This is a genomic window from Sphingobium xenophagum, assembly GCF_031457465.1.
Taxonomy (GTDB): domain Bacteria; phylum Pseudomonadota; class Alphaproteobacteria; order Sphingomonadales; family Sphingomonadaceae; genus Sphingobium; species Sphingobium xenophagum_A.
The window spans coordinates 72,852-95,386 of the sequence record NZ_JAVDWV010000001.1; the positions used below are offsets into that span (position 1 = coordinate 72,852).

At 60.0% G+C, this 22,535-nt stretch carries 26 protein-coding genes; 19 read left to right on the forward strand and 7 right to left on the reverse strand.

The window, feature by feature from the left end; all coding sequences use genetic code 11:
* Positions 1-19: 19 nt before the first annotated feature.
* Together J2W40_RS00350 and J2W40_RS00355 are read right to left on the reverse strand one after the other, a co-directional pair.
* Complete coding sequence (locus J2W40_RS00350) at positions 20-1,237, reverse strand: MBL fold metallo-hydrolase (RefSeq protein WP_310221010.1); 1,218 nt, start codon at positions 1,235-1,237, stop codon at positions 20-22.
* Between the two features lie 422 nt (positions 1,238-1,659).
* A complete protein-coding gene (locus J2W40_RS00355) occupies positions 1,660-1,977 on the reverse strand; it encodes a UvrB/UvrC motif-containing protein (protein WP_409050325.1) in 318 nt (105 codons plus the stop codon).
* Positions 1,978-2,165: 188 nt separating this feature from the next.
* On the opposite strand from J2W40_RS00355, the gene J2W40_RS00360 reads away from it, so the two are divergent.
* From J2W40_RS00360 to J2W40_RS00370, 3 genes are read left to right on the forward strand one after another with little or no spacing between them, the layout of a single operon-like run.
* On the forward strand, positions 2,166-2,927 hold the full coding sequence (locus J2W40_RS00360) for a TIGR04255 family protein (protein WP_310221012.1): 762 nt from the start codon (positions 2,166-2,168) through the stop codon (positions 2,925-2,927).
* A complete protein-coding gene (locus J2W40_RS00365) occupies positions 2,911-3,525 on the forward strand; it encodes a hypothetical protein (protein ID WP_310221014.1) in 615 nt (204 codons plus the stop codon). Before J2W40_RS00360 ends, J2W40_RS00365 begins: the two co-directional genes overlap by 17 nt.
* Positions 3,494-3,982: a hypothetical protein gene (locus J2W40_RS00370; RefSeq protein ID WP_310221016.1), complete on the forward strand. Its 489-nt coding sequence runs from the start codon at positions 3,494-3,496 to the stop codon at positions 3,980-3,982. Before J2W40_RS00365 ends, J2W40_RS00370 begins: the two co-directional genes overlap by 32 nt.
* Positions 3,983-4,335: 353 nt before the next feature.
* Here the strand turns inward: J2W40_RS00370 and J2W40_RS00375 are convergent, their stop codons facing one another.
* Together J2W40_RS00375 and J2W40_RS00380 are read right to left on the reverse strand one after the other, a co-directional pair.
* The gene (locus J2W40_RS00375) at positions 4,336-5,697 is read right to left on the reverse strand and encodes a methyl-accepting chemotaxis protein (protein ID WP_310221462.1); all 1,362 of its coding nucleotides are present in this window, start codon (positions 5,695-5,697) and stop codon (positions 4,336-4,338) included.
* Between the two features lie 88 nt (positions 5,698-5,785).
* Positions 5,786-7,306, reverse strand: coding sequence for a fumarate hydratase (locus tag J2W40_RS00380; protein WP_310221017.1), 1,521 nt, complete (start codon positions 7,304-7,306; stop codon positions 5,786-5,788).
* Positions 7,307-7,481: 175 nt separating this feature from the next.
* On the opposite strand from J2W40_RS00380, the gene J2W40_RS00385 reads away from it, so the two are divergent.
* From J2W40_RS00385 to J2W40_RS00410, 6 genes are all read left to right on the forward strand, one after another.
* Positions 7,482-8,345 (forward strand): WcbI family polysaccharide biosynthesis putative acetyltransferase, encoded by an 864-nt coding sequence (locus J2W40_RS00385; protein ID WP_310221019.1) that lies wholly within the window; start codon positions 7,482-7,484, stop codon positions 8,343-8,345.
* Positions 8,342-9,424, forward strand: coding sequence for a GSCFA domain-containing protein (locus tag J2W40_RS00390; protein WP_310221020.1), 1,083 nt, complete (start codon positions 8,342-8,344; stop codon positions 9,422-9,424). The genes J2W40_RS00385 and J2W40_RS00390 overlap by 4 nt, the downstream gene beginning before the upstream one ends.
* A 460-nt stretch (positions 9,425-9,884) precedes the next feature.
* Positions 9,885-11,828 carry a ribonucleoside-diphosphate reductase subunit alpha gene (locus J2W40_RS00395; RefSeq protein WP_310221021.1) on the forward strand — a complete coding sequence of 648 codons (1,944 nt, stop codon included), beginning with the start codon at positions 9,885-9,887 and terminating at the stop codon, positions 11,826-11,828.
* A 62-nt stretch (positions 11,829-11,890) separates the two neighbouring features.
* Positions 11,891-12,937: a ribonucleotide-diphosphate reductase subunit beta gene (locus J2W40_RS00400; protein ID WP_310221022.1), complete on the forward strand. Its 1,047-nt coding sequence runs from the start codon at positions 11,891-11,893 to the stop codon at positions 12,935-12,937.
* Positions 12,938-12,947: 10 nt separating this feature from the next.
* Positions 12,948-13,781: a putative phage abortive infection protein gene (locus tag J2W40_RS00405; RefSeq protein WP_310221024.1), complete on the forward strand. Its 834-nt coding sequence runs from the start codon at positions 12,948-12,950 to the stop codon at positions 13,779-13,781.
* Between the two features lie 334 nt (positions 13,782-14,115).
* The gene (locus J2W40_RS00410; protein ID WP_037473215.1) at positions 14,116-14,739 is read left to right on the forward strand and encodes a glycine zipper 2TM domain-containing protein; all 624 of its coding nucleotides are present in this window, start codon (positions 14,116-14,118) and stop codon (positions 14,737-14,739) included.
* Positions 14,740-14,761: 22 nt separating this feature from the next.
* On the opposite strand, the gene J2W40_RS00415 is transcribed toward J2W40_RS00410, so the two are convergent.
* Complete coding sequence (locus J2W40_RS00415; RefSeq protein WP_310221027.1) at positions 14,762-15,283, reverse strand: thermonuclease family protein; 522 nt, start codon at positions 15,281-15,283, stop codon at positions 14,762-14,764.
* A 144-nt stretch (positions 15,284-15,427) separates the two neighbouring features.
* Here J2W40_RS00415 and J2W40_RS00420 point away from each other — a divergent pair, with 144 nt between their 5' ends.
* Positions 15,428-15,838 (forward strand): group II truncated hemoglobin, encoded by a 411-nt coding sequence (locus J2W40_RS00420; RefSeq protein WP_310221029.1) that lies wholly within the window; start codon positions 15,428-15,430, stop codon positions 15,836-15,838.
* Positions 15,839-15,842: 4 nt separating this feature from the next.
* Here J2W40_RS00420 and J2W40_RS00425 read toward each other — a convergent pair whose 3' ends face one another.
* Positions 15,843-16,133: a hypothetical protein gene (locus tag J2W40_RS00425; RefSeq protein WP_310221031.1), complete on the reverse strand. Its 291-nt coding sequence runs from the start codon at positions 16,131-16,133 to the stop codon at positions 15,843-15,845.
* Positions 16,134-16,268: 135 nt separating this feature from the next.
* Here J2W40_RS00425 and J2W40_RS00430 point away from each other — a divergent pair, with 135 nt between their 5' ends.
* Genes J2W40_RS00430 through J2W40_RS00450 form a run of 5 tightly spaced genes read left to right on the forward strand, consistent with a single transcriptional unit; the run spans position 16,269 to position 19,215 of the window.
* A complete protein-coding gene (locus tag J2W40_RS00430; protein WP_310221033.1) occupies positions 16,269-16,649 on the forward strand; it encodes a RidA family protein in 381 nt (126 codons plus the stop codon).
* A gap of 6 nt (positions 16,650-16,655) precedes the next feature.
* Entirely contained in the window at positions 16,656-17,012 is a 357-nt protein-coding gene (locus J2W40_RS00435) for an ArsC family reductase (RefSeq protein ID WP_310221034.1), read from the forward strand.
* Positions 17,013-17,050: 38 nt separating this feature from the next.
* Positions 17,051-18,049, forward strand: coding sequence for a glycerophosphodiester phosphodiesterase (locus J2W40_RS00440; RefSeq protein ID WP_409050327.1), 999 nt, complete (start codon positions 17,051-17,053; stop codon positions 18,047-18,049).
* A gap of 40 nt (positions 18,050-18,089) precedes the next feature.
* Entirely contained in the window at positions 18,090-18,518 is a 429-nt protein-coding gene (locus J2W40_RS00445) for an RrF2 family transcriptional regulator (RefSeq protein WP_037473224.1), read from the forward strand.
* 37 nt (positions 18,519-18,555) lie between these two features.
* Entirely contained in the window at positions 18,556-19,215 is a 660-nt protein-coding gene (locus tag J2W40_RS00450; protein ID WP_310221037.1) for an MBL fold metallo-hydrolase, read from the forward strand.
* Between the two features lie 62 nt (positions 19,216-19,277).
* Here J2W40_RS00450 and J2W40_RS00455 read toward each other — a convergent pair whose 3' ends face one another.
* Positions 19,278-19,709, reverse strand: coding sequence for an MAPEG family protein (locus J2W40_RS00455; RefSeq protein ID WP_310221040.1), 432 nt, complete (start codon positions 19,707-19,709; stop codon positions 19,278-19,280).
* A 208-nt stretch (positions 19,710-19,917) separates the two neighbouring features.
* On the opposite strand from J2W40_RS00455, the gene rpmF reads away from it, so the two are divergent.
* From rpmF to ihfA, 4 genes are all read left to right on the forward strand, one after another.
* Positions 19,918-20,097, forward strand: coding sequence for a 50S ribosomal protein L32 (rpmF, locus tag J2W40_RS00460; RefSeq protein ID WP_006957677.1), 180 nt, complete (start codon positions 19,918-19,920; stop codon positions 20,095-20,097).
* A 66-nt stretch (positions 20,098-20,163) separates the two neighbouring features.
* Positions 20,164-21,189, forward strand: a complete 1,026-nt coding sequence (gene plsX / locus J2W40_RS00465; protein WP_310221464.1) for a phosphate acyltransferase PlsX — start codon at positions 20,164-20,166, stop codon at positions 21,187-21,189.
* On the forward strand, positions 21,186-22,154 hold the full coding sequence (locus J2W40_RS00470) for a beta-ketoacyl-ACP synthase III (protein ID WP_310221044.1): 969 nt from the start codon (positions 21,186-21,188) through the stop codon (positions 22,152-22,154). Before plsX ends, J2W40_RS00470 begins: the two co-directional genes overlap by 4 nt.
* Positions 22,155-22,230: 76 nt before the next feature.
* Positions 22,231-22,521 (forward strand): integration host factor subunit alpha, encoded by a 291-nt coding sequence (ihfA, locus tag J2W40_RS00475; RefSeq protein ID WP_037472241.1) that lies wholly within the window; start codon positions 22,231-22,233, stop codon positions 22,519-22,521.
* Positions 22,522-22,535 lie beyond the last annotated feature (14 nt).

Here is a 22,535-nt window from a genome sequence, read left to right on the forward strand (position 1 = left end):
CAAATGGAAAGGCCGCGCCTCACTCCAGTCGGCGGATCGCCCGTTCGTCGCAATGGGGCGTGACCCGCTCGACGGGACTGACGCCCGGCACCTGCAGCGATTGCCCGATGCGCAGCGGCGCGAACCGCTTGCGCGCAATCCCCTGGCACCGCAGCGCCAGTTCCAGCATGCGCGGCGGCGTATCCCATTGTTCGTAGGACAGGCGGAACGTCCCCCAATGGATGGGAATGGCGGTCGATGCGCCCAGCCGCTTGAACATCTCCACCGCCTGGATCGGCCCGACATGCGCGTCCGACTGCATCTGCCCCTTCCAGAAGCGGAACGCGCCGATGGGGATCAGCGCCAGCCGGATCGGCCCGATCCGCGCCGCCTCGATCGGCCACCCCATGTCGCCCGCGCCGGTGTCGCCCGCAAAGAAGATATTGCCCGCCCGCGTCGCGATGACGAAGCTCGACCACAGCGCGCGGTTGCGGTCGCTGCCCCAGCGGCTACTCCAATGATGGTTGCGGGTCACATGGACGCGATAATCGGGACAATGTTCGTAATTGCCGCACTGGATCACCGCGCCCGGCGCCAGCCCGTTGAGCGCCGCGCCGCTGACCGACTGGCCCCAATCGAGCGCGGTCGCGGGAATGCCATGCGCGCGGAGCAGCGCGTCATTGCCCAGGCTGGTGACGATCTTGGGCTTGTCCCGTTCCCATAGGCGCTTGAGCGTCGGCAGGTCGAGATGGTCGTAATGATTATGGCTGATGACGATCAGGTCGATCTTGGGCAGATCATCGAAGCGGATGCCCGGTTCCGCCACCCGCTTGGGGCCAAAGGGGGGCAGGGGGCTGGCATGGTCCGACCAGATCGGATCGGTCAATATGTTCAGCCCCGCCGCTTGCACCAGCACGCTCGCATGCCCGACCCAGGTCGCCACCATGCCGCGCGGCGCGGCAAAGGGCGCAGGTCTGGCGGGCTTGACCGCGATCCCGACCGGCCATTGCGGGCGATCGTCATCGCCCAGCAGCCAGCGCAGGATGAACCCCTGCCGACTGGTGCCGGGCGGCGCAGGCACGTCGATCGCGCCATCGGGATTGAAGAAATGCGTGCCATCATAATGGCGGCTGACCGGCCCGTCATAATAGATGCGGTCGAGGAAAGGCGGTACGATGGTGATCGCCAGGCACAGCGCCACCACCGCGAACAACAGCGCGACCCCCAAGCCTCTGACGATGCGGATAAGCCGACCCATGCGGAGCGCCATAGCGGACGGGGGCGGGGGAGCAAGAGGGGTGTGGGGGTGAGCGCTCTGTAAGACTTACGCTTCTTACTTAATTCCCCCCTCCCCAGCGGGGAGGGTTGATTGGAGTCACGTGCCTCCAATCAAGGGAGGGGGAGCGAGGCAAAGCCGAGCGTCTGCGCAAGCGGCGACACACCCCCATCTCACCAATCCCAAGCCGTCACCCTGAACTTGTTTCAGGGTCCATCTATCGCCACGAGCCACCGCTTTTTGGGGCATGATGGATGCTGAGCCGTAGGCCAGCGCAGCTAAACAAGTTCAGCATGACGAAGAGAAAAGGGGTGCGCTCCGTATGCAATTGCCCTGCCCTCAAAGGGGGAGGGGTCGAAAGAGCGCAACCGAGGCGCACCGCAAATAGCGCCGCACCCACGTCGTCACGACCTGCCCCTCTTGCCCCGCGCCGCCGTCATCGGATCAGGCTTCGTCGGCGGGGTCCAGCCGGGCGGCGGGGTCATGCGTTGCTGGCTGGTGCCAAGGCCCATCGCGCCGGGGCGGGATCGCTCCACCCCGGACAGATCGGCCGCCTTCGCCTCCGCCGCGCTGGCGCCCCCGCGCATCAGGCTGATCGCGTCGCGGCACCGCTTCGCTTCCTCGAAATCGAGCGCCTCGGCAGCCGCCGCCATCTTGCGCGACAGGGTTTCGATCGTGTCGTCCATGGCGGGTGAACGCGCGATCGGGGCGTTAGGCTGCATCGGAGCGCGCGTCGGCCGGTCGGCGTGGCGTCAACGACGCCCTATAGTTGTTCGCCATTATAGGAAGTTACATCGAGATGTCTGTGATTGAGAAGCGGGCCTTCTGAGGCGCATGCAATGTAGATTGAAACCGATCACGCGATATCAATTGCAGATATGACGTTGCAGGGCGACAGGGTGTCCCATACATGGCTTACATGACAGAAGCTAAAGAAGACGTTCTCTATCCACGCGCGCCTATCGTTGAGGCAGTGATGGAGTTGCGGTTCGAGGATGTTGCAGTTTCGAGACTGCGGAACGCCGCCGATGCGATCCAGGCACAATATGAGAACCGAGAAACCGACAAACTTTTTGAAGGCAATCTAAATTTTGAGGCACGTTCGTCTTCTTTCAAGGAAATTTCGGATCGGTTCCGCTTTTCATCATGGGATCAAACTGATCTGCTGATATTAACAAGCCAAGCAGCGATTTGGTCGAGGTTAGCACCCTATGAGGGGTGGGCACAATTTTGTGGCCGAATTGCCGAACAGTTGCCCAAAATTTACAAAAATTTGGGTCGGCCTAAGCTAACTCGATTGGGCTTACGCTACATCAACAGGATCGATGTACCGCTCGGAGCAGATAATGTGGGCTACCATGAAAATTATCTGACCTTCCGCATTGTAGCTGACGACATTCTTGATCCAACGGATGGATTTCAATGGGCGCTGACAAAAAAATTTCCCGCTCAAGATTTGGCGGTGAATGTACAGTCAGCAAACGTTGTTTCGGAACTCCCTCGTCATAGCGCTGTATCATTCGATATCGATGTTTTTACTTTGGTTGACGTTCCGAATCAAGTTGACGATATACTGGAAAAATTGGGGGATATGCGGCGTCTCAAAAACGAGATTTTTGAGACGGGCATTACGGATGAGGCGAGGAAGCTCTTCAATGCAGCCGATGATTGATTTTGCTCGCCAGTTCGACCCAAGCTCCCGCTTTTCGAAAGAAAATCGGCTTTCCTCTTTTCTTAAAACGAGTTCTGCGGTCATGGACCCTGCTTGGAAACCTGTGGTTTCCGGTAGTTCTGCCGGTCCGGCGATGCGCGTAGGCCCCGTGACGGCCGAGAAGGAACCCGTCGCAGCAAAGCTTTTTTCAGCAACTGCGTCGGCTAAAATATGGACTTCCAAAGTTGCAATGCACCTCGATCGTGCTGTTCGTGACCGCATCTTCCGCCAGCTCGACATTTTGCATGATGCAGACGAATGGATAGACGACGGATATCCTGTTCTTCTGGAGTCATACAAAACGTTCATTAGAGCGTTGGTTCATCATCATATTCATACGCGGCCATCGCTTTCTCTGATGCCCTCGGGCCACATCCTTGCGATGTGGAAGGATGGCCAGGACAAGCTATCAGTCGAGTTTATGCCATACGACAAGACCCGGTGGATGGTCCAAGTGAAGCTGGATGATGTGGAGCGGGCGGCTGGTTTAAGTTCGCTGGAGCGACTGCGCGAAGTGCTGCAGCCTTATGGCGCAGATCGGTGGTTCAATGGCAGCTAGAAAGGCGCTGCCTGACGAAGACCATGTGATGCGCTTTGCTCCGCAATCAAGGCAGATAATTGGTCCCGATGGTGAGAGAGGCGGTCCGTCGCCAGCAGCTTTCGAATTGAGAGAGGCTGATAAGGGTGGGCTCTCCGTTACGTGGGTGGAATATTTCGGAGGCTTCGACCGGGCATCTCGTTCGGCGGCCGCAGCGGCTCACCGTGAAACTCTCCGGGAGAAGAGGTTACCTGCCAGCGCCATATTCGCCTGGGCTAAGGTCGCTGAAATCAAAGCGGCGGGTAAGGTCTACCGCAAGGCGATCCGCGTCGTTCATGATCCGGTGCCTGGTAATGTCGGCCATGCTGAGATTCGGCACTTTACAGATGATGATCTCGATCTTTTAGAATATATGGCGTCAGACGTTTTCACAAATTATGATCGAGTCAACGCGATGGATATCCCGCCCCGCCCATGATTAAGGCGAGGTGTTCTCCAGCCCCATTTACTCTGCAGCAGCAAGGAAGAGCTTATATGCTGTCTGCTGCAATTGGCACTGGGGCCATTTTCACGGATTTTCTCGACCATTTGACAAATCCGGGCACGCACTCCTGTCCTACATCCCCCAATCCATGCCATATTCACACCGCTCTTTCTCGCCGTCCTTCCCCCTCGTCCCCGCACGCCTCCACATGCGCACGCCCACTTCGCAAAAATTCTCCTATTGCGAAATCGACGCCACCCGTCCGTTCGCCCGCAATTGCGTGGCCTGCGATGGTGTGAACTTCACAGATTTGGCAAGGGCGCGTGGGCCGCTTTGCCGGGCTGCGCTTAGCCCTGGTCCTGATAGGCCATTTGCAAAATGCCCCAGTGCCGCCCCTTCACATGGATCGACGCGATCACCTGTTTGAGCAGGAGCACTTCGCCGCTGGCGGTCAGGCGGCGATAGGCTTTGATGCAAAAGGGCTGGGTGGTCCGCGCCTGTTCGCGCGTGTCGGCAAAGTCGAAGATCAGCCCCTGCCGCGCATGTTCCGCGTTCCAGGCGTCGTCGCCCGGCCGCTGCGGCTGCGCCCGTTCGGGCATGGCGACCGCGCCATAGGCATTGCGGTCGGTGAAGGTCATGCCGAACAGCCCGGTAAAGCCGCGCGCCCGTTCCTGCTGCGCGCGGGCGACGGGCAGGATCACCGCCTGCACCGGATGCGTATATTGCGGCGGGTTGGTGCCGGGGATCGGCGCATAATCGTCGCTGAAGATCGCTGCTTCGCTTGCCTCACCGCGCTCGATCGCCCGCTTGATGGCGTCCGCGACCTTTTGCGCCGACTCCAGGCTGAAGCGGATATAGGGCGAGTCTGGAATATCGACCCCGCTTTCGGCCAGATATTGCAGCAGCATGTTGGTGTCGCTGCTGGCGGTCGACACGCGGCCCGACAGCCGTTGCAGCCCGTCGGCATTGGCGCTCGACGTGCTGGCCAGCGTCGCGATGCCGGTGCGGATTTCGCCCGCGGACCCGACCATCGACGCGATCCGCCGCGCCACCGTCTCGCTGTTGCTCGACAGGTCGAGCATCAGCGCGGCGAGCCGTTCGACCAGCGTTTCGATGTTGCGCGTGTCCGACTGGGCGGTACGCGCTGTCTGCGCGCCCTGGGTGATGCTGGCGAGCATGCCGCCCGCCTCGCCGGTCAGCGCGGCGATCGACTGTTCGATGGTCTGGGTGGCGGCGGCGGTTTCCTGCGCCAGTTTCTTGACCTCGGCCGCGACCACGGCAAAGCCGCGCCCCGCATCGCCCGCCCGCGCCGCCTCGATCGTGGCGTTGAGCGCCAAGAGGTTGGTCTGGCTGGCAATGCCGCTGATCATGCTGGTGACATGGGCGACGGTGCGCAGCGCCTCACCAAAGCCGTCGAGCCGCGCATGGATATGGCTGACCTGGTCGATCAGGTCGACGAAATTGCTGTTGGCGGCGGAGAGCTGGCGGCCCGAATCATCGATGATGGCGCGCGCCGCGATCGCCTGTTCCCGCGCATCCTGCCCGGCCAGCGCCACGCTGTCGCCATCCCGCGACAATTGCCCGGCCGCGCCGCTGATCGCCTCGATCATCTGCGCCTGCTGCGTGACCCGGTCGGCCAGTTCGCTGATGTCGGCCTGCAAATCGAGCGTGCGGATGCCCAGGTCGCCCGACAATTTGGCGACCTTCATGACCGCTCTGGCGACGGTTCCGATGTCTGCGATATTCCCCATTTCCATGGGGGTATCGCAGCATGGTGAAGGAAGCGTTAGCGCGCGCTCACACGCCTTCCAGCAACTTCTCGCGCTTGATCTTTTCTTGCCAGACCAGCGGGGCGAGGTGGTGGACATTCTGCCCTTCGCTGTCGACCGCGACGGTCACCGGCATGTCCGCCACATCGAATTCGTAGATCGCCTCCATGCCGAGATCCTCGAAGCCCACGACCTTCGCCCCCTTGATGGCGCGCGCGACCAGATAGGCCGCGCCGCCGACCGCCATCAGATAGGCGCTCTTATGCTTGGCGATGGCTTTGGTCGCGGCGACCCCGCGCTCGGCCTTGCCGACGCAGCCGAGCAGGCCTTGCTCCAGCATCATGTCCATGAAGCTGTCCATGCGGGTGGCGGTGGTGGGACCGGCCGGGCCGACCACTTCGTCGCCGACCGGATCGACCGGGCCGACATAATAGATGACGCGGCCCTTGAAATCGACCGGCAACTGTTCACCCCGGCTCAGCATATCCTTGATCCGCTTGTGCGCGGCATCGCGGCCGGTCAGCATCTTGCCGTTCAGCAGCAGCCGGTCGCCATGCTTCCAGCTTTGCACTACTTCCGGGGTCAAGGTGTTGAGATCGACCCGGATAGCCTCCTTGCTGGGCGTCCAGTTGACGTCGGGCCATTCGGACAGCTTGGGCGCTTCCAGATAGGCGGGGCCAGAGCCATCGAGCGTGAAATGCGCGTGGCGCGTCGCGGCGCAATTGGGGATCATCGCCACGGGCTTGCCCGCCGCATGGCAGGGATAGTCGTAAATCTTGACGTCGAGGATGGTGGAGAGGCCACCCAGCCCCTGCGCGCCGATGCCCAGCGCATTGACCTTGTCGAAAATTTCGACCCGCATCTTCTCGATCTCGGTCTGTGGCCCGCGCGCCTTGAGTTCGCCCATGTCGATGGGCTCCATCAGGCTTTCCTTGGCCAGCGCCACCGCCTTTTCCGCCGTGCCGCCGATGCCGATGCCCAACATGCCGGGCGGGCACCAGCCGGCACCCATTTGCGGGATCATGTCCAGCACCCAATCGACGATCGAATCGCTGGGGTTCATCATCTTGAACTTGGTCTTGTTCTCCGACCCGCCACCCTTGGCCGCGACGTCGATGACGACCTTATTGCCCGGCACCATCTCGACCGACAGGACGCAGGGCGTATTGTCCTTGGTATTCTGGCGGCTGAACGCCGGGTCGCGCAGGATCGAGGCGCGCAGGCGGTTTTCGGGGTTCAGATAAGCGCGCCGCACGCCCTCATCGATCACATCCTGCATCGAGCGGCTGTTATCGTCCAGCCGGCATTCCATGCCCCATTTGACGAAGACATTGACGATGCCGGTGTCCTGGCAGATCGGGCGATGCCCCTCCGCGCACATGCGGCTGTTGGTCAGGATCTGGGCGATGGCGTCCTTGGCCGCCGGGCTTTGCTCGGCCTCATAGGCTTTGCCGAGCGCGCGGATATAATCCATCGGGTGATAATAGCTGATGAACTGGAGCGCGTCGGCCACGCTCTCGATCAGATCGGCGGTTTTGATGAGCGTCATCTTACCCTAGTCCCCATATCTGCGGCCCGGCCCTGCACGGCGGGTTCCTGCTTGGGCTGCCGCTACACGTTGTGGAGGCGACGAGTCTAGCAGCTAAACGAAGCTTGTGGGCGGCTACCGGACCTGCCATCAGCTTCGCAAAATCAAATCCAGTCGATGGCGGAGAATTTTTAAGGTGGCTAAAAAGCTCTTGGTTGTATCCAATTGCAACACGGGCGGGCTTGGAAACTCGCTCTCGATGTTGATGCCTGATGCAGAGGTGCATCAATGCGATATATGGAGCTATCGCGCGGCCAGCGCGGAGTGGAACGAACGAGCGCGCGATTTCGACCATTTGATTGTTCTACCAGAATTGGCCGGGCAGGGCCTTGATGAGGGGCGCGATGGCCTTGGCCTAATCTGGACGCCTAGCTTCCTGTTCCGGTCATTTCATCCCGATCTTTGCTATATGCATCACGGGGCTATCGGCGCGGTCCAAGGGCCAATGAAAGACTATCATTCGTCAATCGTGGTGGCAGCCTATATGCTGGGTTTGCCTGCGTCTGACGTAGCCGCGCTTTTTCGGGACGATGTTTTCGCGGCCTGCGGTTTTTACGACATTTTTGTTGATGACCGTCGCCGTATGCTTGAGAATTTTTCCGATCATGGCTTTGATATGTCTACGCATTTCCTCCGCTGGATGCGAGGACGGCCCTTCATGTATTCGATCAATCATCCTGCGATTGAGCCGCTTTTTTGCCTAGCATGGGAAATTGTGCGAAAATTGGGCAAAACGCCGGTACTTCCCCCGCAAGGCTATTTCCCGATAGATCGTCTTGCGGACAGCCTTATCTATCCCATTTTCCCAGAAATCGCAGAGAGGCTGGGCTATATGGGAGGAACGACCTGGTTTAAGCCGTTCCAGTCCAACACGCTCCTATCGCTCGACCAATTTATCCATCAATCCTATGAATGTTATCAACAGGTGGACATGAGTCAGGTCGATTGTGGTCACCCCGAATTTGCCCATATTCAAGCTGTTGTGAGGAGCCTAGCATGAGCGGGAATCCCTATCATGGTCTGCAGGATCATCAATTTTGGCGCCGTGCCATTTCTCGTACTGAAAGCCATGCGGTTGATCCCGTAACGCGGGTTAAGTTTCAGATCAGTCAAGCCGATCGGGTGGCGACAGCAGGCAGCTGTTTTGCACAGCATATTTCTCGTCGTTTAAGCGGCATCGGGTTTAATTATTTCGTACCGGAAGATGGCGCTTCGTTGTCCGAGGTGGAACGACGGGCCGATGGCTATGGTATGTTCTCGGCGCGTTACGGCAATATCTACACGGTGCGTCAACTGCTTCAGTTGTTCCAGGAAGCCTATGGCGACCGTGTGAAATCAGAGGCTGCATGGCAGCGGTCCGATGGACGGTTCGTCGATCCCTTTCGTCCCGTCATTACACCTGCGGGGTATGAATCTGCAGAAGAAGTAGCCAAAGCACGCAAGACTCATCTCGCTTCGGTTCGGCGTGTATTCAATCAAGCACGTGTATTTGTGTTCACGCTGGGGCTGACTGAAAGCTGGATCGCGCGTGACAGCGGCGACGTGTTTCCTCTGGCTCCAGGCGTGTCAGGAGGCGTTTTTGACGAGGCGCGTTATGCGTTCGTCAACATGCGCGCAATGGATGTGGTGGCAGACCTCACCCAATTTTTGGGACTGTTGAAGTTGCAGAATTGTGATGTGAAGGTGATTCTGACCGTTTCACCTGTGCCATTGATCGCGACTTATGATGATCGCCATGTTCTGGTATCAAATACATATAGTAAGTCGGCGTTGCGCGTCGCAGCCGAAGAAGTCTCTGCCCTCTACGACTGGGTCGATTATTTTCCGTCTTTTGAAATAATTACAGGAAATTTCAATGGTGGTCGCTATTTTGAAGACGATCTCCGCGAAGTGAACGCGGCGGGTGTCAGCCACGCCATGCGCTGCTTTCTCGATCACTATGTTGAAAACGGAACCAGTTCGACGCCTTCAGTCCCTCCTGTAAACAGCGATCCGGTGGCAGCCGAAGCGATGCTCCGGCGCATGGAGGCTGTTATATGTGATGAAGAAATCATCGAATCATCGATGGGAAGAAGCTGATCGCCAAGGCAAGCGGCAGCGTCTATCTCATGTTGGATTGACGTTGCTGTCGCGGCGGCCACGCATTTGCGTGGCAACCCCCAATATATTTTTTTGAAGCCATGCTCCCCCTTGCCTTTTACGGGGGGCAGGGAAGTCCGTGCGTCGCTGCGTTGCGACAGGCAAAAGCGGCGATGAAATGAATCGGGCGAGCGACGAACCGAGTCTCTAAACGGTCATTTACCCTCTTGCGCGAAAAAGGGGCTATGGCACTATCCCTTGTATCGGGTTAACGGGGGTCACCCAACAGATTGTGATTGCGTCGCGGAACCTGGTTTCGCTTGAAGGGCATTTTGTCCGTGCGATCGCGGTCTTGTGGGCCTCGTTCCGGTCCCGGCACGAAACGGTTTGCGGCTGATGCGCGACTGGATGGCGCGGGGCTTGACCGAATCGAACGGAACAGGAACATTCGGGGGCTGAGATGGATTTTCGAGATAGCGGACAAGGTGGTACTGGCGACGTGGCGACTGTGATGGATGAAGTGTTGGACGCGGTGGCGGCAACGAACAAAGCGGCTCCGGCCAAGGCGCAGCCCAAAGAGGCGGCTCCCCTGACCTCCTCGACCGTGGTAGAGCGTCGCTTCAACATCGTGACTGATGCGTCGCGCGATGCGTTGCTGACCGAATTCGGCAAGGACACGCTGAACGACCGCTATCTGCTGCCCGGCGAATCCTATCAGGATCTGTTCGCCCGCGTCGCGTCGGCCTATTCGGACAATCAGGATCACGCTCAGCGTGTCTATGACTATATCTCCAAACTCTGGTTCATGCCTGCGACCCCGGTCCTGTCCAACGGCGGCACCGGCCGCGGCCTGCCGATCAGCTGCTATCTGAACTCGGTGGACGACAGCCTGGAAGGCATCGTCAACACCTGGAACGAAAATGTCTGGCTTGCCTCGCGCGGCGGCGGCATCGGCACCTATTGGGGTAGCGTGCGCGGTATCGGTGAGCCGGTCGGCCTCAATGGCAAGACCAGCGGCATCATCCCCTTCGTCCGCGTGATGGACAGCCTGACGCTGGCGATCAGCCAGGGCAGCCTGCGTCGCGGTTCGGCCGCCTGCTATCTCGACGTGTCGCACCCGGAGATCGAGGAGTTTCTCGAAATCCGCAAGCCCAGCGGCGACTTCAACCGCAAGGCGCTGAACCTGCATCACGGCGTCCTTTTGACCGACGAATTCATGGAAGCCGTGCGCGACGGCCGCGAATTCCATCTGCGCAGCCCCAAGGACCAGTCGATCCGCTCCACCATCGACGCGCGCGCGCTGTTCCAGAAGCTGGTCGAAACCCGGCTGGCGACCGGCGAGCCCTATATCGTGTTCAACGACACGGTGAACCGCATGATGCCCAAACATCATCGTGACCTGGGCCTGAAAGTCTCGACGTCGAACCTCTGTTCGGAAATCACCCTGCCGACCGGGCGCGATCACCTTGGCAATGACCGCACGGCGGTTTGCTGCCTGTCGTCCATGAACCTGGAAACCTGGGACGAGTGGAAGGACGAAAAGCTCTTCGCCGAAGATATCATGCGTTTCCTCGACAATGTGCTGCAGGATTATATCGACCGCGCCCCGCCCGAAATGGCGCGGGCCAAGTACAGCGCCAGCCGCGAACGCTCGGTGGGTCTTGGCGTCATGGGCTTCCACAGCTTCCTCCAGGCACGCGGCATCCCGTTCGAGGGCGCGATGGCCAAGTCGTGGAACCTGCGCATGTTCAAGCATATCAAGGGCCAGGTCGACGAAGCCTCGATGCAGCTCGCCATCGAGCGTGGCCCTTGCCCGGACGCCGCCGACCAGGGCGTGATGGAGCGTTTCAGCTGCAAGATGGCGATCGCGCCGACCGCGTCGATCAGCATCATTTGCGGCGGCACCAGCGCGTGCATCGAGCCGATCCCGGCCAATATCTACACGCACAAGACGCTGTCGGGTAGCTTCTCGATCAAGAACCCCTATCTCGAAAAGCTGCTGATCGATAAGGCGAAGGACAGCAACAATGTCTGGAACTCGATCCTCGAACATGGCGGCAGCGTCCAGCATCTCGACTTCCTGAGCCAGGAAGAAAAGGACACGTTCAAGACCAGCTTCGAAATCGACCAGCGCTGGCTCCTCGAACTCGCGGCCGACCGCACCCCCTATATCGACCAAGCACAATCGCTGAACCTGTTCATCCCGGCCGATGTGGAAAAATGGGATCTGCTCATGCTCCACTTCCGCGCGTGGGAACTGGGCATCAAGTCGCTTTATTATCTGCGGTCGAAGAGCGTGCAGCGCGCCGGTTTTGCGGGCGGCGTGGAAGCCGACAACACGATCGACGCGCCCAAGTTCGAGATCGAAAGCACGGACTATGACGAGTGTCTGGCCTGTCAGTGATTTTGTGAGCCTCTCTCCCAAAGAGGAGAGAAAGGCCAATATAGATTTCCCGGAGTTACCCCATGTCTCTTCTTCAAGCCTCCAAGCAATATAAGCCGTTCGAATATCCCTGGGCCTACGACTTCTGGAAGCGCCAGCAACAATTGCACTGGCTGCCGGAGGAAGTGCCCTTGGGCGAGGATTGCCGCGACTGGGCGCAGAAGCTGTCCGATCATGAGCGCAACCTGCTGACGCAGATCTTCCGCTTCTTCACCCAGGCCGACGTGGAAGTGCAGGATTGCTACCACGAAAAATATGGCCGTGTGTTCAAGCCCACGGAAGTCAAGATGATGCTGACCGCGTTCAGCAACATGGAAACCGTGCATATCGCGGCTTACTCGCATCTGCTCGACACGATCGGCATGCCCGAAAGCGAATATAGCGCCTTCCTCCAATATAAGGAGATGAAGGACAAGCATGACTATCTGCAGCAGTTCGGCGTCGATACCGACGAGGATATTGCTCGTACCCTGGCGATGTTCGGCGGCTTTACCGAAGGCCTGCAGCTCTTCGCGTCCTTCGCGATGCTGATGAACTTCCCGCGCTTCAACAAGATGAAGGGCATGGGCCAGATCGTCACCTGGTCGATCCGCGACGAGACGCTGCATTGCGAGGGCATCATCAAGCTGTTCCACGCCTTCTGCGCCGAGCGCGGCTGCCTGACCCCCGCGGTCCGGGAGGATATTATGGACATGTGCCAGAAGACGGTGCGGATCGAGGATGCATTCATCGACCTGGTCTTCGAAATGGGGCCGGTCCCCGGCATGACGGCGAAGGACATCAAGAAATATGTCCGTTACATCGCCGACTGGCGGCTCGGCCAGCTTGGCTTCAAGCCCATCTACATGATCGAGGAGCATCCGCTCCCCTGGCTGAGCCCGCTGCTCAACGGCGTGGAACATGCCAATTTCTTCGAAACCCGCGCCACCGAATATTCAAAGGGCGCGACGCGCGGCCAGTGGAACGAAGTATGGGACGCCTTCGACCGCCGCAAAACCCGCGCGGTGCCGGCCAATGCGGACGAGGTCGACCCGGACATGTTCAAGGCTGCGGGGATCGCGGCGGAGTAGGATTTAACAGATGCACCGCTGGATTGTTGCTGTTTTAATCTTAGCCGTGTGGATGGGTTGGGCATTATTAATAGTTATTGCGCCAGAAAATATAAGCATATTCCATGATGAGTCAGATAAAAATTATAGTTCTTTAGGTGCATTCGGAGATTCATTTGGTGTTATAGCTTCACTGATGACAACAGTTGGCGCTGTCGGCATCTATATGACGTTTGTTGCTGATAGAGATGCTAGAAAAATTCAGCAATTTGAGCAGAATTTTTTCACTTTAGTTGGTAATTTTGAATCGATAACTAGAACAATAAATGTCCCTCTTCAGAAGAAAGACAAAGAAAGAAAATTTTCTCAAAAATATCATAAACTTAATAGATCTGCCCAATTCAAAACAGTAAAAAATTTTGATGGCCGCTCTGCATTATCCGTCATTTTATATTTGATTAGAAATGAAATCCAGCCGGATGGATATAAAGATATTAAAATTGTAGCAAAAGCTTACGCAAAGTGCTTTGATAAGTATGTGCATCATTTAGGGCATTATTTTAGAACATTGTACCAAATATATAAACTCATAGATGAAAAATGCCCTGAAAATAAAGAATATTATGCAAGAATAATTAGAGCTCAATTGAGTAACAACGAACTTTGCTTGTTAGCGTATAATTGTATCGTTGGAGAAGGGCGTTTAAAATTCAGAAATTACGCTGAAGAATATGCAGTATTTCACAATATTCACCAAGAAGGATTGGATGACTATGAAAAAGAGGAAATTGCATTCTTCATTCGAAAAATAAAACAATCTGCGTTCAGGTTTGATAAAATTATACCGATAACCTATGATGATTAAATGAGCGTAGCGATCTGATTTATTTTTATATTATTTTTCTAGTTGCAGGTTATCGCTGGTCGACGTAATTATAGTCGCATTTATCGTTGTCAATGTCGCCGCTGTCGCATAACCGATGATGACCAAGCCCAGCGTAGAAATGCCATAGCCATCTACCAATTCATAAACGAGCTAATGAGGCGATCTTTAATATCGCCTAATTATTCGTTTGTACTATTTGGTCGACTTCCGTCTGTCCGGCGCATGAACGCTCCGTTTTGTTCCGTTCATGCAACATCCTGTACGCCCTGGGGTTCTGACAGCAGAGACACGACCCCAGGGAAGGACCCCGCCCATGACATTCACCTTCAAACAGGCCATTGCCGCCTTGTCGCTCGGCGCGATGACGCTGACTGGCCTGGCCGCGACGCCCGCCTTTGCGCAGCCGGGCCGCGATAATCGCGAACGGCGTGAGGATCGCCGTGATGACCGGCAGGAGCGCCGCGCCGATCGCAAGGATGACCGCCGCGACAATCGTCAGGATCGCCGGGCCGACCGCCGCGATGATCGCCAGGACCGGCGAGTGGATCGTCGGGATGATCGCCGCGACTGGCGTCAGGATCGCCGGAACGACCAGCGCGTGACCTATCGCCGCCCTGGCCGTCCGGTCTACAGTTATGACTGGAACCGCCCAGACCCGCGCTATGGTCGCAGCTATCGGCCCGATCGCTATTATCGCGGCGGCTACCAGCCGATCCGCGTCGATCGCCGCACCCGCATCTATCGCGGCTATGACGACCGCTATTATTGCCGCCGCTCGGACGGCACCACTGGCCTGATCGTCGGCGCGGCGCTGGGCGGATTGCTCGGCGGCCAGATCGACCGTGGCCAGTCGAACATCGCGGGTATCCTGATCGGCGGCGGCGCAGGCGCGCTGCTGGGCCGTGAAATCGATCGGGGCGGCGTGAACTGCCGCTAACAGAAGAATAGGGGCGCTGCGTTCAACACCACGGACGCCGCGCCCCGTCCCATTCTCGCGCCAGCCCTTCGGCCACCAGCATTTCGCCGATCGAGCTGCCGCCGCGCGTCACGACCCGCAAGGACCGCCCATAGCGATCCACATCGCGATCCACGCTTTCCAGCGTGAAGGGACCGGCATTGAGCAAGACTTGCAGCCGCTGCGTGGCCTGCGCGCCCAATGCGCCCTCGGCGGCGCAGCGCGGCCCATGGGTTTCGGGCGTGTCGATGTCGGCGATCCGATATTTCGCGCCGCCGAACCAGAATGTGTCGCCATCCACGACGCAATCAGTCCCGCCGCCGCTGTGGCAAAAGCCGAACTGCGCCGATAGCATATCGCTGCTTTGACTTTGCCCAGTTACTGGGATCGTCGGCAGCGTTCCCCGCTCGATCCACTGCGGTCCATACCAGCCTAGCAGCAGCCCCAAGCATAGGATATAAATGAAAGATGGCCCGCTGATGGCCCCGCCGCGCTGCTTGCCGCGCCCATATGCTTGTCTTGCCATCGGGCGAGCGTAGGCGGCCAACAGCAAATGACAGGTTAAAGCGCGACCATCTTCTCGCCGATCCGGCGCGATTTGACCGGGATCAAGGACAGAGCGCAAGCCAACGTCATGCTGGAAGGGTTATCCGAAACGGAGCCATCTCCCATGAACGCAGCCGCGCCGCCCAGCCCCTATGCCCGTATAGGCGGCGAATCCGCCGTTCGCGCCATCGTCACCCGCTTTTACGATTTGCTGGAGGAGGACAAAGCCTATGCGGACCTGCGCACCGTTCACGCGGCGGACCTTGGCCCGGTCCGGCACGGCCTGACCCGCTTCCTGACTGGCTGGCTCGGTGGCCCGCGCGACTGGTTCGAGCGCGGGCCGTGCATCATGTCGTTGCATCGCGCCTTTCCGATCACGCCCGCGCTGGCCGATCAATGGGCGATGGCGATGACCTGCGCTATTGCAGCGCAGGAGGATATCGATCCCGCCATTGCCGATTCGATGACGCAGGCCCTTGGCCATATGGCGCGGGGTATGATAAATTTCGGGCTGGACGACAGCGCCGCCGCCTAACGACTTACTCGTCGTCTTCGGTCGTCCCAAAGGCGTCATCTTCATCATCCATTTGCGGCTCTCCCGCAAAGGCATCCATGTCGATCCGGCCCGACCGGTTCATCTCGTTCATCCGCTCGACAAGGTCTGGCACATCGTCGGGGATGATCTGCGCCGGATTGGCGTGGCCGCCGCGCTCGCTATCCTCCGACAGATCGGTCGCGCGCGCTTGCGCATCGGCGGCGACATCCTGCGCCTGCGTGCCCGCATCGGCCTGTTCGCTATTGTCTTCTGTGTCGGGGGTAGGGCGATCCATGGCCGGTCTCCTTATAGGGATTGATCGCTCTTCAACGGTCGGCATCGCGGCGCGTTCCCCCGAAATCACTGGACAGCGCCGGACCGAAAGGCCAAAGGCCCAAGTGATCCTTTTCGCACTGCAACAGGAATCCTCATGCCTCGCCAGCTCATTTCGTCCGGCTCGCCCTTCGAGGCGCAGGTCGGCTATTCGCGCGCCGTCGTCCAGGGCGACTGGTGCTTCGTTGCCGGAACCACCGGGTCGGACCCCGAAACCAAGATGATGCCCGACAGCGTGGTCGATCAGGCCGCCAATGCGCTCAAGGTCATCGGCAAGGCGCTGGACGATGCGGGCTTCTCGTTCGCCGACGTCGTGCGCGTCACTTATTACATAACCGACCCGGCTTATTGGGACGATCTGGGCCAGGCGACCGCGCCGGTGTTCGGCATCATTCGTCCCGCCGCCAGTTGCGTTGTCACCGGCCTTATCAAGCCGGAGATGAAGATCGAAATCGAAGTCACCGCCTTCAAAGGATAAGTCGCCATGATCACCATGTACGGCATCAAAAATTGCGACACGATCAAGAAGGCCCGTAACTGGCTGGACAATGAGCGCGTCCCCTACAGCTTCCACGACTATAAGGTTTCGGGCGTGGATAAGGCCAAGCTGGAGGAGTGGGTCATGGAACATGGCTGGGAAACCATCTTCAACCGTTCCGGCACCAGCTTCCGCGCGCTCGATGCAGGCGACAAGGCGCATATCGATGCGGACAAGGCGATCCTGCTGATGATCACCAACCCCTCGCTGATCAAGCGGCCGATCCTCGACACCGGCAAGGGCACGATCATCGGGTTCAAGGCCACGACCTACGAAAACACGCTGCAAGGCGTTTCGGCTTGAGGGGCGGGGATGTGGTGCGGATCGGCTTGTTGCTGCTGATGAGCCTCATCCCCCTTTCCGCCGCGCGGGCCGATCCGCTGATCATCGCCCATCGCGGTGCCAGCGGGGAACGGCCCGAACATACGCTCGCCAGCTATGAGCGGGCGATAGACCAGGGTGCGGACTATATCGAGCCGGATCTGGTGCTGACCAAGGACGGCGTCCTCGTCGCCCGGCATGAAAACGAGATTGGCGGCACCACCGATGTCGCCGAACATCCTGAATTTGCCGATCGCAAGACGACCAAGACGATCGACGGCATCGAAATGTCGGGCTGGTTCACCGAGGATTTCACCCTCGCCGAGTTGCGCACTTTACGCGCCCGCGAGCGGTTGCCGGACCTGCGCACGGCCAACAAGCGGTTCGACGGCCTCTATCCGATCCCGACCTTCGAAGAGATAGTGCAACTGGTGCGCGCGAAGGAGGCCGAGAGCAGCCGCCGCATCGGCCTGTATCCCGAAACCAAGCATCCAAGCTATTTCGCCGGGCTGGGCCTGCCGCACCAGGCGCCGTTGCTCGATCTACTGAGCCGCTATGGCTATCAGACCGAAGCTGATCCGGTTTTCATCCAGTCGTTCGAGGTCGGTAATCTCAAAGTGATCCGCGCTACCTCGCGCCTGCGTCTCATTCAGTTGGTGGATGCCGAGGGCGGCCCTGCCGACCTGCCCGGCACCAGCTATACCGATATGCTCACCGTTCAGGGGCTGACCGATGTCGCGGCCTATGCCGATGGGATCGGGCCATCGGCGGCGCTGGTTATCGCGCCCGAAGGGGCGACGGCGCTGGTTGGTCGCGCGCATGATGCGGGCTTGCAGGTTCATGTGTGGACGATGCGGATGGAAAACAGCTTCCTGCCGCCGCAATATCAGCGGCTCGACGATCCGCAGGGGCTGGGCGATTTCACGAGCTATGTCCGTGCCATTGCCGCCACCGGGGTGGACGGCCTGTTCAGCGACTTTCCGGGTCAGGCGCGGGCGGCGCTGACGCCCGCGCGTTGAGCGGGTTGTAAAATCGGCCGAGGGGGCGAATAACGACGCTATGTTGTCCCAGAAGACCCGTTACGCCATCCGTGCGCTGCAACATCTTGCTGATCGCTACCGTCAGGGTCCGGTGCCGCTTGGCGAGATTTCCACACGCCAGAACATCCCGGCGAAATTCCTGACCGTCATCCTCTCCGAATTGTCGCGCGAAGGGCTGGTCGCGACCCAGCGCGGGCGGGATGGGGGCTATTGGTTGGCGCTGGCGCCCGTCGACATCAGCTATGGCGACATTGTGCGGATGACGCGCGGGTCGCTGGCGTTGACCCCTTGCGCGAGCCGTTTCGCGCATGAAAGCTGCACCAACTGCCTGCCCGAATCGGAATGCCGCCTGCACCGCGTAATGCTGCGCGTTCGCGATGAAACCGCTAAGGTGCTCGACAGTATCAGCCTGGCCGAGCCATTCGCCGCGCTGGACGAGGCGGTCTAGCCTTGCGCCCGCTGCGTCGCTTCGCCACATCGGGGGCATGACGACACCTCCGCTCAAAGCCATGCTGATCCCGGTCACCCCGCTTCAGCAGAATTGCACCCTCTTCTGGTGTACCCAAACCATGCGCGGTGCCTTCGTCGATCCGGGCGGCGACCTGCCGGTGTTAAAACGGGCGGCGGCGGAGCAGGGGGTCACGATCGAAAAACTGCTCGTTACCCATGGCCATATCGACCATTGCGGCCAAGCGGGGGTTCTGGCCCGCGACCTTGGCGTGCCCATCGAAGGACCGCATGAGGAGGACCGCTTTTGGATCGAGCGCTTGGCCGAAGACGGCAAACGCTGGGGCATGCCGGGCGAGAGCTTTGAGCCTGATCGCTGGCTGCAGGATGGGGACCAGGTAACGGTCGGCAACCTGACCTTCGACGTCATCCATTGCCCCGGCCATACGCCGGGCCATGTCGTGTTCCACCATGCGCCGAGCAAACTCGCGATCGTCGGCGACGTGCTGTTCCAGGGGTCGATCGGTCGCACCGATTTCCCGCGTGGCAATCACCAGGAGCTGATCGATGCGATTACCGGCAAGCTCTGGCCATTGGGGGGCGACACGGCCTTCGTCCCCGGCCACGGCGCGATGAGCAATTTCGCCCATGAGCGCCGCACCAACCCCTTTGTCGCCGATTCGGTACTGGCGGGCTAATCCTCCCCGGAACGGGGAGGTGGCTGGCCATAGGCCAGACGGAGGGGGCAGGCGTCCTTGCGCTACACCTGTGCCGCCAGTGCGGGCGGCACAGGCAGTTCGCGCGTGGCGGTGTAGGCGATCGTCAACGCCGTGATCGCGAGGCTCACCATCACCAGCCAAGTGATCAGAGCGCCGACGGCCCGCCAGATGGTTGGCTTGTCCGCATCCATGCCAAAGCCATGCGCTACGCGCGCCAGCACATAGACCAGCGCCGCGATGGACAGCCACAAGGAGCCACCCACGGCCAACTCTACGAGCGCGAACAGGGTCAGCACGATCGGCGTATATTCGATGAAGTTGGCCTGGGCGCGCATCCGCCGCGCCAGCAGCCCGCTGCCGCCATCGCCATGCAGCACCTTGTCCTTGGCGCGCAGCCGGACGCAGCGAATCGCTAGCCACAGGTTAAGCAGCGCGCAGGCTGCGGCAAAGGTCAGCGTGATCGGCAAAGCCATGAAAATTCCCCCGTTGCGGTAGGGCTTCAGTCTAAGGCGCGGGGCGCGATCGGCAAGGAAGGACTTGCACCCCGAACAAAAACCGCTATAGGCGCAGGGCTTCGCGATCACCCGGGCCGCATGGGTCTGCGGCGCCTTGTGGCGTCCGCGTCTCCATCGGAAACCGGCCAGTCGCACAACCAGATAATTTACGGAACAAGGTGCCGACATGGCTGTCCCCAAAAGGAAAACGTCCCCCTCCAAGCGCGGTATGCGCCGTAGCCACGATTCGCTGCGGGTCGAAGCATTTCAGGAATGCTCCAACTGTGGCGAACTCAAGCGCCCGCACAATCTGTGCGGTGCCTGTGGCCACTATAACGGTCGCGAAATCGTCGCCGTCGGGGCGTAAGCCAGTCTCGATCTCCGCAAAGGGGTGATCAGCGTGTCCAGGCAACCGCGAATCGCAATTGACGCGATGGGCGGGGATGAGGGCGTGTCTGTGATGATGGCGGGCGTTGCGCTTGCCCGTCACCGGCACGACGGACTCCTTTTCACCCTGTTCGGTGACGAAGCGCGGATCAAATCCGCGCTCGACAAGCACCCCAATTTGCGGGCTGCGTCGGATGTCGTCCACGCTCCTTCGGTGGTCGATGGGGCAGACAAGCCCGGCGTTGCCATCCGCAAGAAGGACAGCTCGATGAGCATGGCCATTGCGGCCGTGAAATCGGGTCAGGCCGGGGCGGCGGTATCGGCGGGCAATACCGGCGCGTTGATGGCGATGGCGAAAGTGGCGCTGCGGACCATGCCCGGCGTCGATCGCCCTGCGTTGGCCGCGATGTTGCCGACGCTGGGCGACAATGACGTCATCATGCTCGACCTGGGCGCCAATACCGAATGCGACGCGCGCAACCTCGTCCAGTTCGCGGTGATGGGCGCGGCCTATTCGCGCATCGCCTTTGACCTTGAGCGGCCGCGCGTGCGCCTGCTCAATATTGGGACCGAGGATCTCAAGGGCACGGACGAGATTCGCGACGCCGCCGCCATATTGCGCGCCGCCGACACCCTGCCGCTTCAGTTCGACGGCTTTACCGAGGGCGACAAGATCAGCCGCGGCGATACCGATGTGATCGTGTGCGACGGCTTTTCGGGCAATGTCGCGCTCAAGACCGCGGAGGGCACTGCCCGCTTCGTTACCGACGTGCTGCGCAAGGCGTTCACCAGTTCGATCCGCTCGAAGATCGGCTTCCTGATCTCCAAGCCTGCCATGCATCTGCTCAAACATCATCTTGACCCCAATAACCATAATGGCGCGGTCTTTCTGGGCCTCAACGGCGTTGTCGTGAAAAGCCATGGTAGCGCCGATGCCAAGGGCGTGGCCAACGCGGTCCATGTCGCCGCGCGGCTGCTGGAAGAAGACATCACCCGTCGCATCGCCGCCGATATGGCGGGCATTGCGGACCTGTCGGCCGCCGCCGCCAAGCTGGAGCTGCCCGTCAAGTGATCCGTCGGTCAATATTGCTGGGCACCGGCTCGGCCCTGCCTGTTCGCGCGGTCAGCAATGCCGAACTGGCGCAGACTGTCGATACCAGCGACGAATGGATCGTCGAGCGTACCGGCATCCGTAACCGCCATATTGCGGGTGACGGCGAGACGACCTCTACGCTGGCGACCGATGCCGCCCGCGCCGCGCTCGACGCGGCGGGTGTCGCGCCGCAGGATATCGACCTGATCATCTTGGCGACGGCGACCCCGGACCAGACTTTTCCAGCCAGCGCGACCACGGTACAGGCCGCGCTTGGCATCGACGATTGCGTTGCGTTCGACGTTGCCGCCGTCTGCTCTGGCTTTCTCTACGCCATGACCGTGGCGGACAGCATGATCCGATCGGGTGCCGCGAACCGGGCACTGGTGATCGGCGCGGAAACCTTCAGCCGCATCCTCGACTGGGAGGATCGCGCTACCTGCGTGCTGTTCGGCGATGGCGCGGGTGCGGTGGTGCTGGGCGCGGAGGAAAGCGCGGATGGCGCGCGCGGTATCCTGGCGTCGAAACTGCACGCTGATGGCCGCCACAACCAGCTTCTTTATGTCGACGGCGGCCCGTCAACGACGCAGACCGTGGGCAAGCTGCGGATGCGTGGGCAGGAGGTGTTCCGCCATGCTGTCGTCAACCTCGCCTCGGTCCTCAACGAAGTCATGGCGATGGCGGGCCTGACCAATGCCGACATCGACTGGCTGGTCCCGCACCAGGCCAATGCCCGCATTCTTGATGCTACGGCGCGCAAATTGAAGCTGTCGCCCGACCGGGTGGTGGTGACCGTTGACCGCCACGCCAATACCTCCGCTGCGTCGGTTCCGCTGGCGCTCGACCTCGCCGTGCGCGACGGGCGGATCAAGCCGGGCGAACTCATCGTGCTGGAAGCGATGGGCGGCGGCTTCACTTGGGGCGCCTGCGTCATTCGCCTGTGACGTAACGGCAGGCAATGCTTGCACATTTGGCATAAATCGGTCAATTTGGCGTTCTGTCATCGGGGAGCGACGGGTTATGAGCGGCACGGGTACATTGACGCGCGCGGATCTGGCGGAAAGCCTCAACCGCCATGTCGGCTTGTCGCGGGCGGAAGCCGCTGCGCTGGTCGAATCGATCCTCGACCATATGTCGGTCGCGCTGGAGCGCGGCGAGAATGTGAAAATCTCCAGCTTTGGCACCTTCGTCCTGCGCGACAAGACGCAGCGCATGGGCCGCAACCCCAAGACCGGGGTCGAGGTGCCGATCCAGCCGCGCCGGGTACTGACGTTCCGCGCCAGCCAGACGATGCGCGACCGGGTCGCCTGATCCCCGTCTTAGCC

Coding starts and splice junctions, on each gene's coding strand:
- J2W40_RS00350 (WP_310221010.1), bottom strand. CDS start 1,237: ATGGGTCGGCTTATCCGCATCGTCAGAGGCTTGGGGGTCGCGCTGTTG.
- J2W40_RS00355 (WP_409050325.1), bottom strand. CDS start 1,977: ATGCAGCCTAACGCCCCGATCGCGCGTTCACCCGCCATGGACGACACG.
- J2W40_RS00360 (WP_310221012.1), top strand. CDS start 2,166: ATGGCTTACATGACAGAAGCTAAAGAAGACGTTCTCTATCCACGCGCG.
- J2W40_RS00365 (WP_310221014.1), top strand. CDS start 2,911: ATGCAGCCGATGATTGATTTTGCTCGCCAGTTCGACCCAAGCTCCCGC.
- J2W40_RS00370 (WP_310221016.1), top strand. CDS start 3,494: ATGGCGCAGATCGGTGGTTCAATGGCAGCTAGAAAGGCGCTGCCTGAC.
- J2W40_RS00375 (WP_310221462.1), bottom strand. CDS start 5,697: ATGAAGGTCGCCAAATTGTCGGGCGACCTGGGCATCCGCACGCTCGAT.
- J2W40_RS00380 (WP_310221017.1), bottom strand. CDS start 7,306: ATGACGCTCATCAAAACCGCCGATCTGATCGAGAGCGTGGCCGACGCG.
- J2W40_RS00390 (WP_310221020.1), top strand. CDS start 8,342: ATGAGCGGGAATCCCTATCATGGTCTGCAGGATCATCAATTTTGGCGC.
- J2W40_RS00395 (WP_310221021.1), top strand. CDS start 9,885: ATGGATTTTCGAGATAGCGGACAAGGTGGTACTGGCGACGTGGCGACT.
- J2W40_RS00400 (WP_310221022.1), top strand. CDS start 11,891: ATGTCTCTTCTTCAAGCCTCCAAGCAATATAAGCCGTTCGAATATCCC.
- J2W40_RS00405 (WP_310221024.1), top strand. CDS start 12,948: ATGCACCGCTGGATTGTTGCTGTTTTAATCTTAGCCGTGTGGATGGGT.
- J2W40_RS00410 (WP_037473215.1), top strand. CDS start 14,116: ATGACATTCACCTTCAAACAGGCCATTGCCGCCTTGTCGCTCGGCGCG.
- J2W40_RS00415 (WP_310221027.1), bottom strand. CDS start 15,283: ATGGCAAGACAAGCATATGGGCGCGGCAAGCAGCGCGGCGGGGCCATC.
- J2W40_RS00420 (WP_310221029.1), top strand. CDS start 15,428: ATGAACGCAGCCGCGCCGCCCAGCCCCTATGCCCGTATAGGCGGCGAA.
- J2W40_RS00425 (WP_310221031.1), bottom strand. CDS start 16,133: ATGGATCGCCCTACCCCCGACACAGAAGACAATAGCGAACAGGCCGAT.
- J2W40_RS00430 (WP_310221033.1), top strand. CDS start 16,269: ATGCCTCGCCAGCTCATTTCGTCCGGCTCGCCCTTCGAGGCGCAGGTC.
- J2W40_RS00435 (WP_310221034.1), top strand. CDS start 16,656: ATGATCACCATGTACGGCATCAAAAATTGCGACACGATCAAGAAGGCC.
- J2W40_RS00440 (WP_409050327.1), top strand. CDS start 17,051: ATGAGCCTCATCCCCCTTTCCGCCGCGCGGGCCGATCCGCTGATCATC.
- J2W40_RS00445 (WP_037473224.1), top strand. CDS start 18,090: ATGTTGTCCCAGAAGACCCGTTACGCCATCCGTGCGCTGCAACATCTT.
- J2W40_RS00450 (WP_310221037.1), top strand. CDS start 18,556: ATGACGACACCTCCGCTCAAAGCCATGCTGATCCCGGTCACCCCGCTT.
- J2W40_RS00455 (WP_310221040.1), bottom strand. CDS start 19,709: ATGGCTTTGCCGATCACGCTGACCTTTGCCGCAGCCTGCGCGCTGCTT.
- rpmF (WP_006957677.1), top strand. CDS start 19,918: ATGGCTGTCCCCAAAAGGAAAACGTCCCCCTCCAAGCGCGGTATGCGC.
- plsX (WP_310221464.1), top strand. CDS start 20,164: ATGGGCGGGGATGAGGGCGTGTCTGTGATGATGGCGGGCGTTGCGCTT.
- ihfA (WP_037472241.1), top strand. CDS start 22,231: ATGAGCGGCACGGGTACATTGACGCGCGCGGATCTGGCGGAAAGCCTC.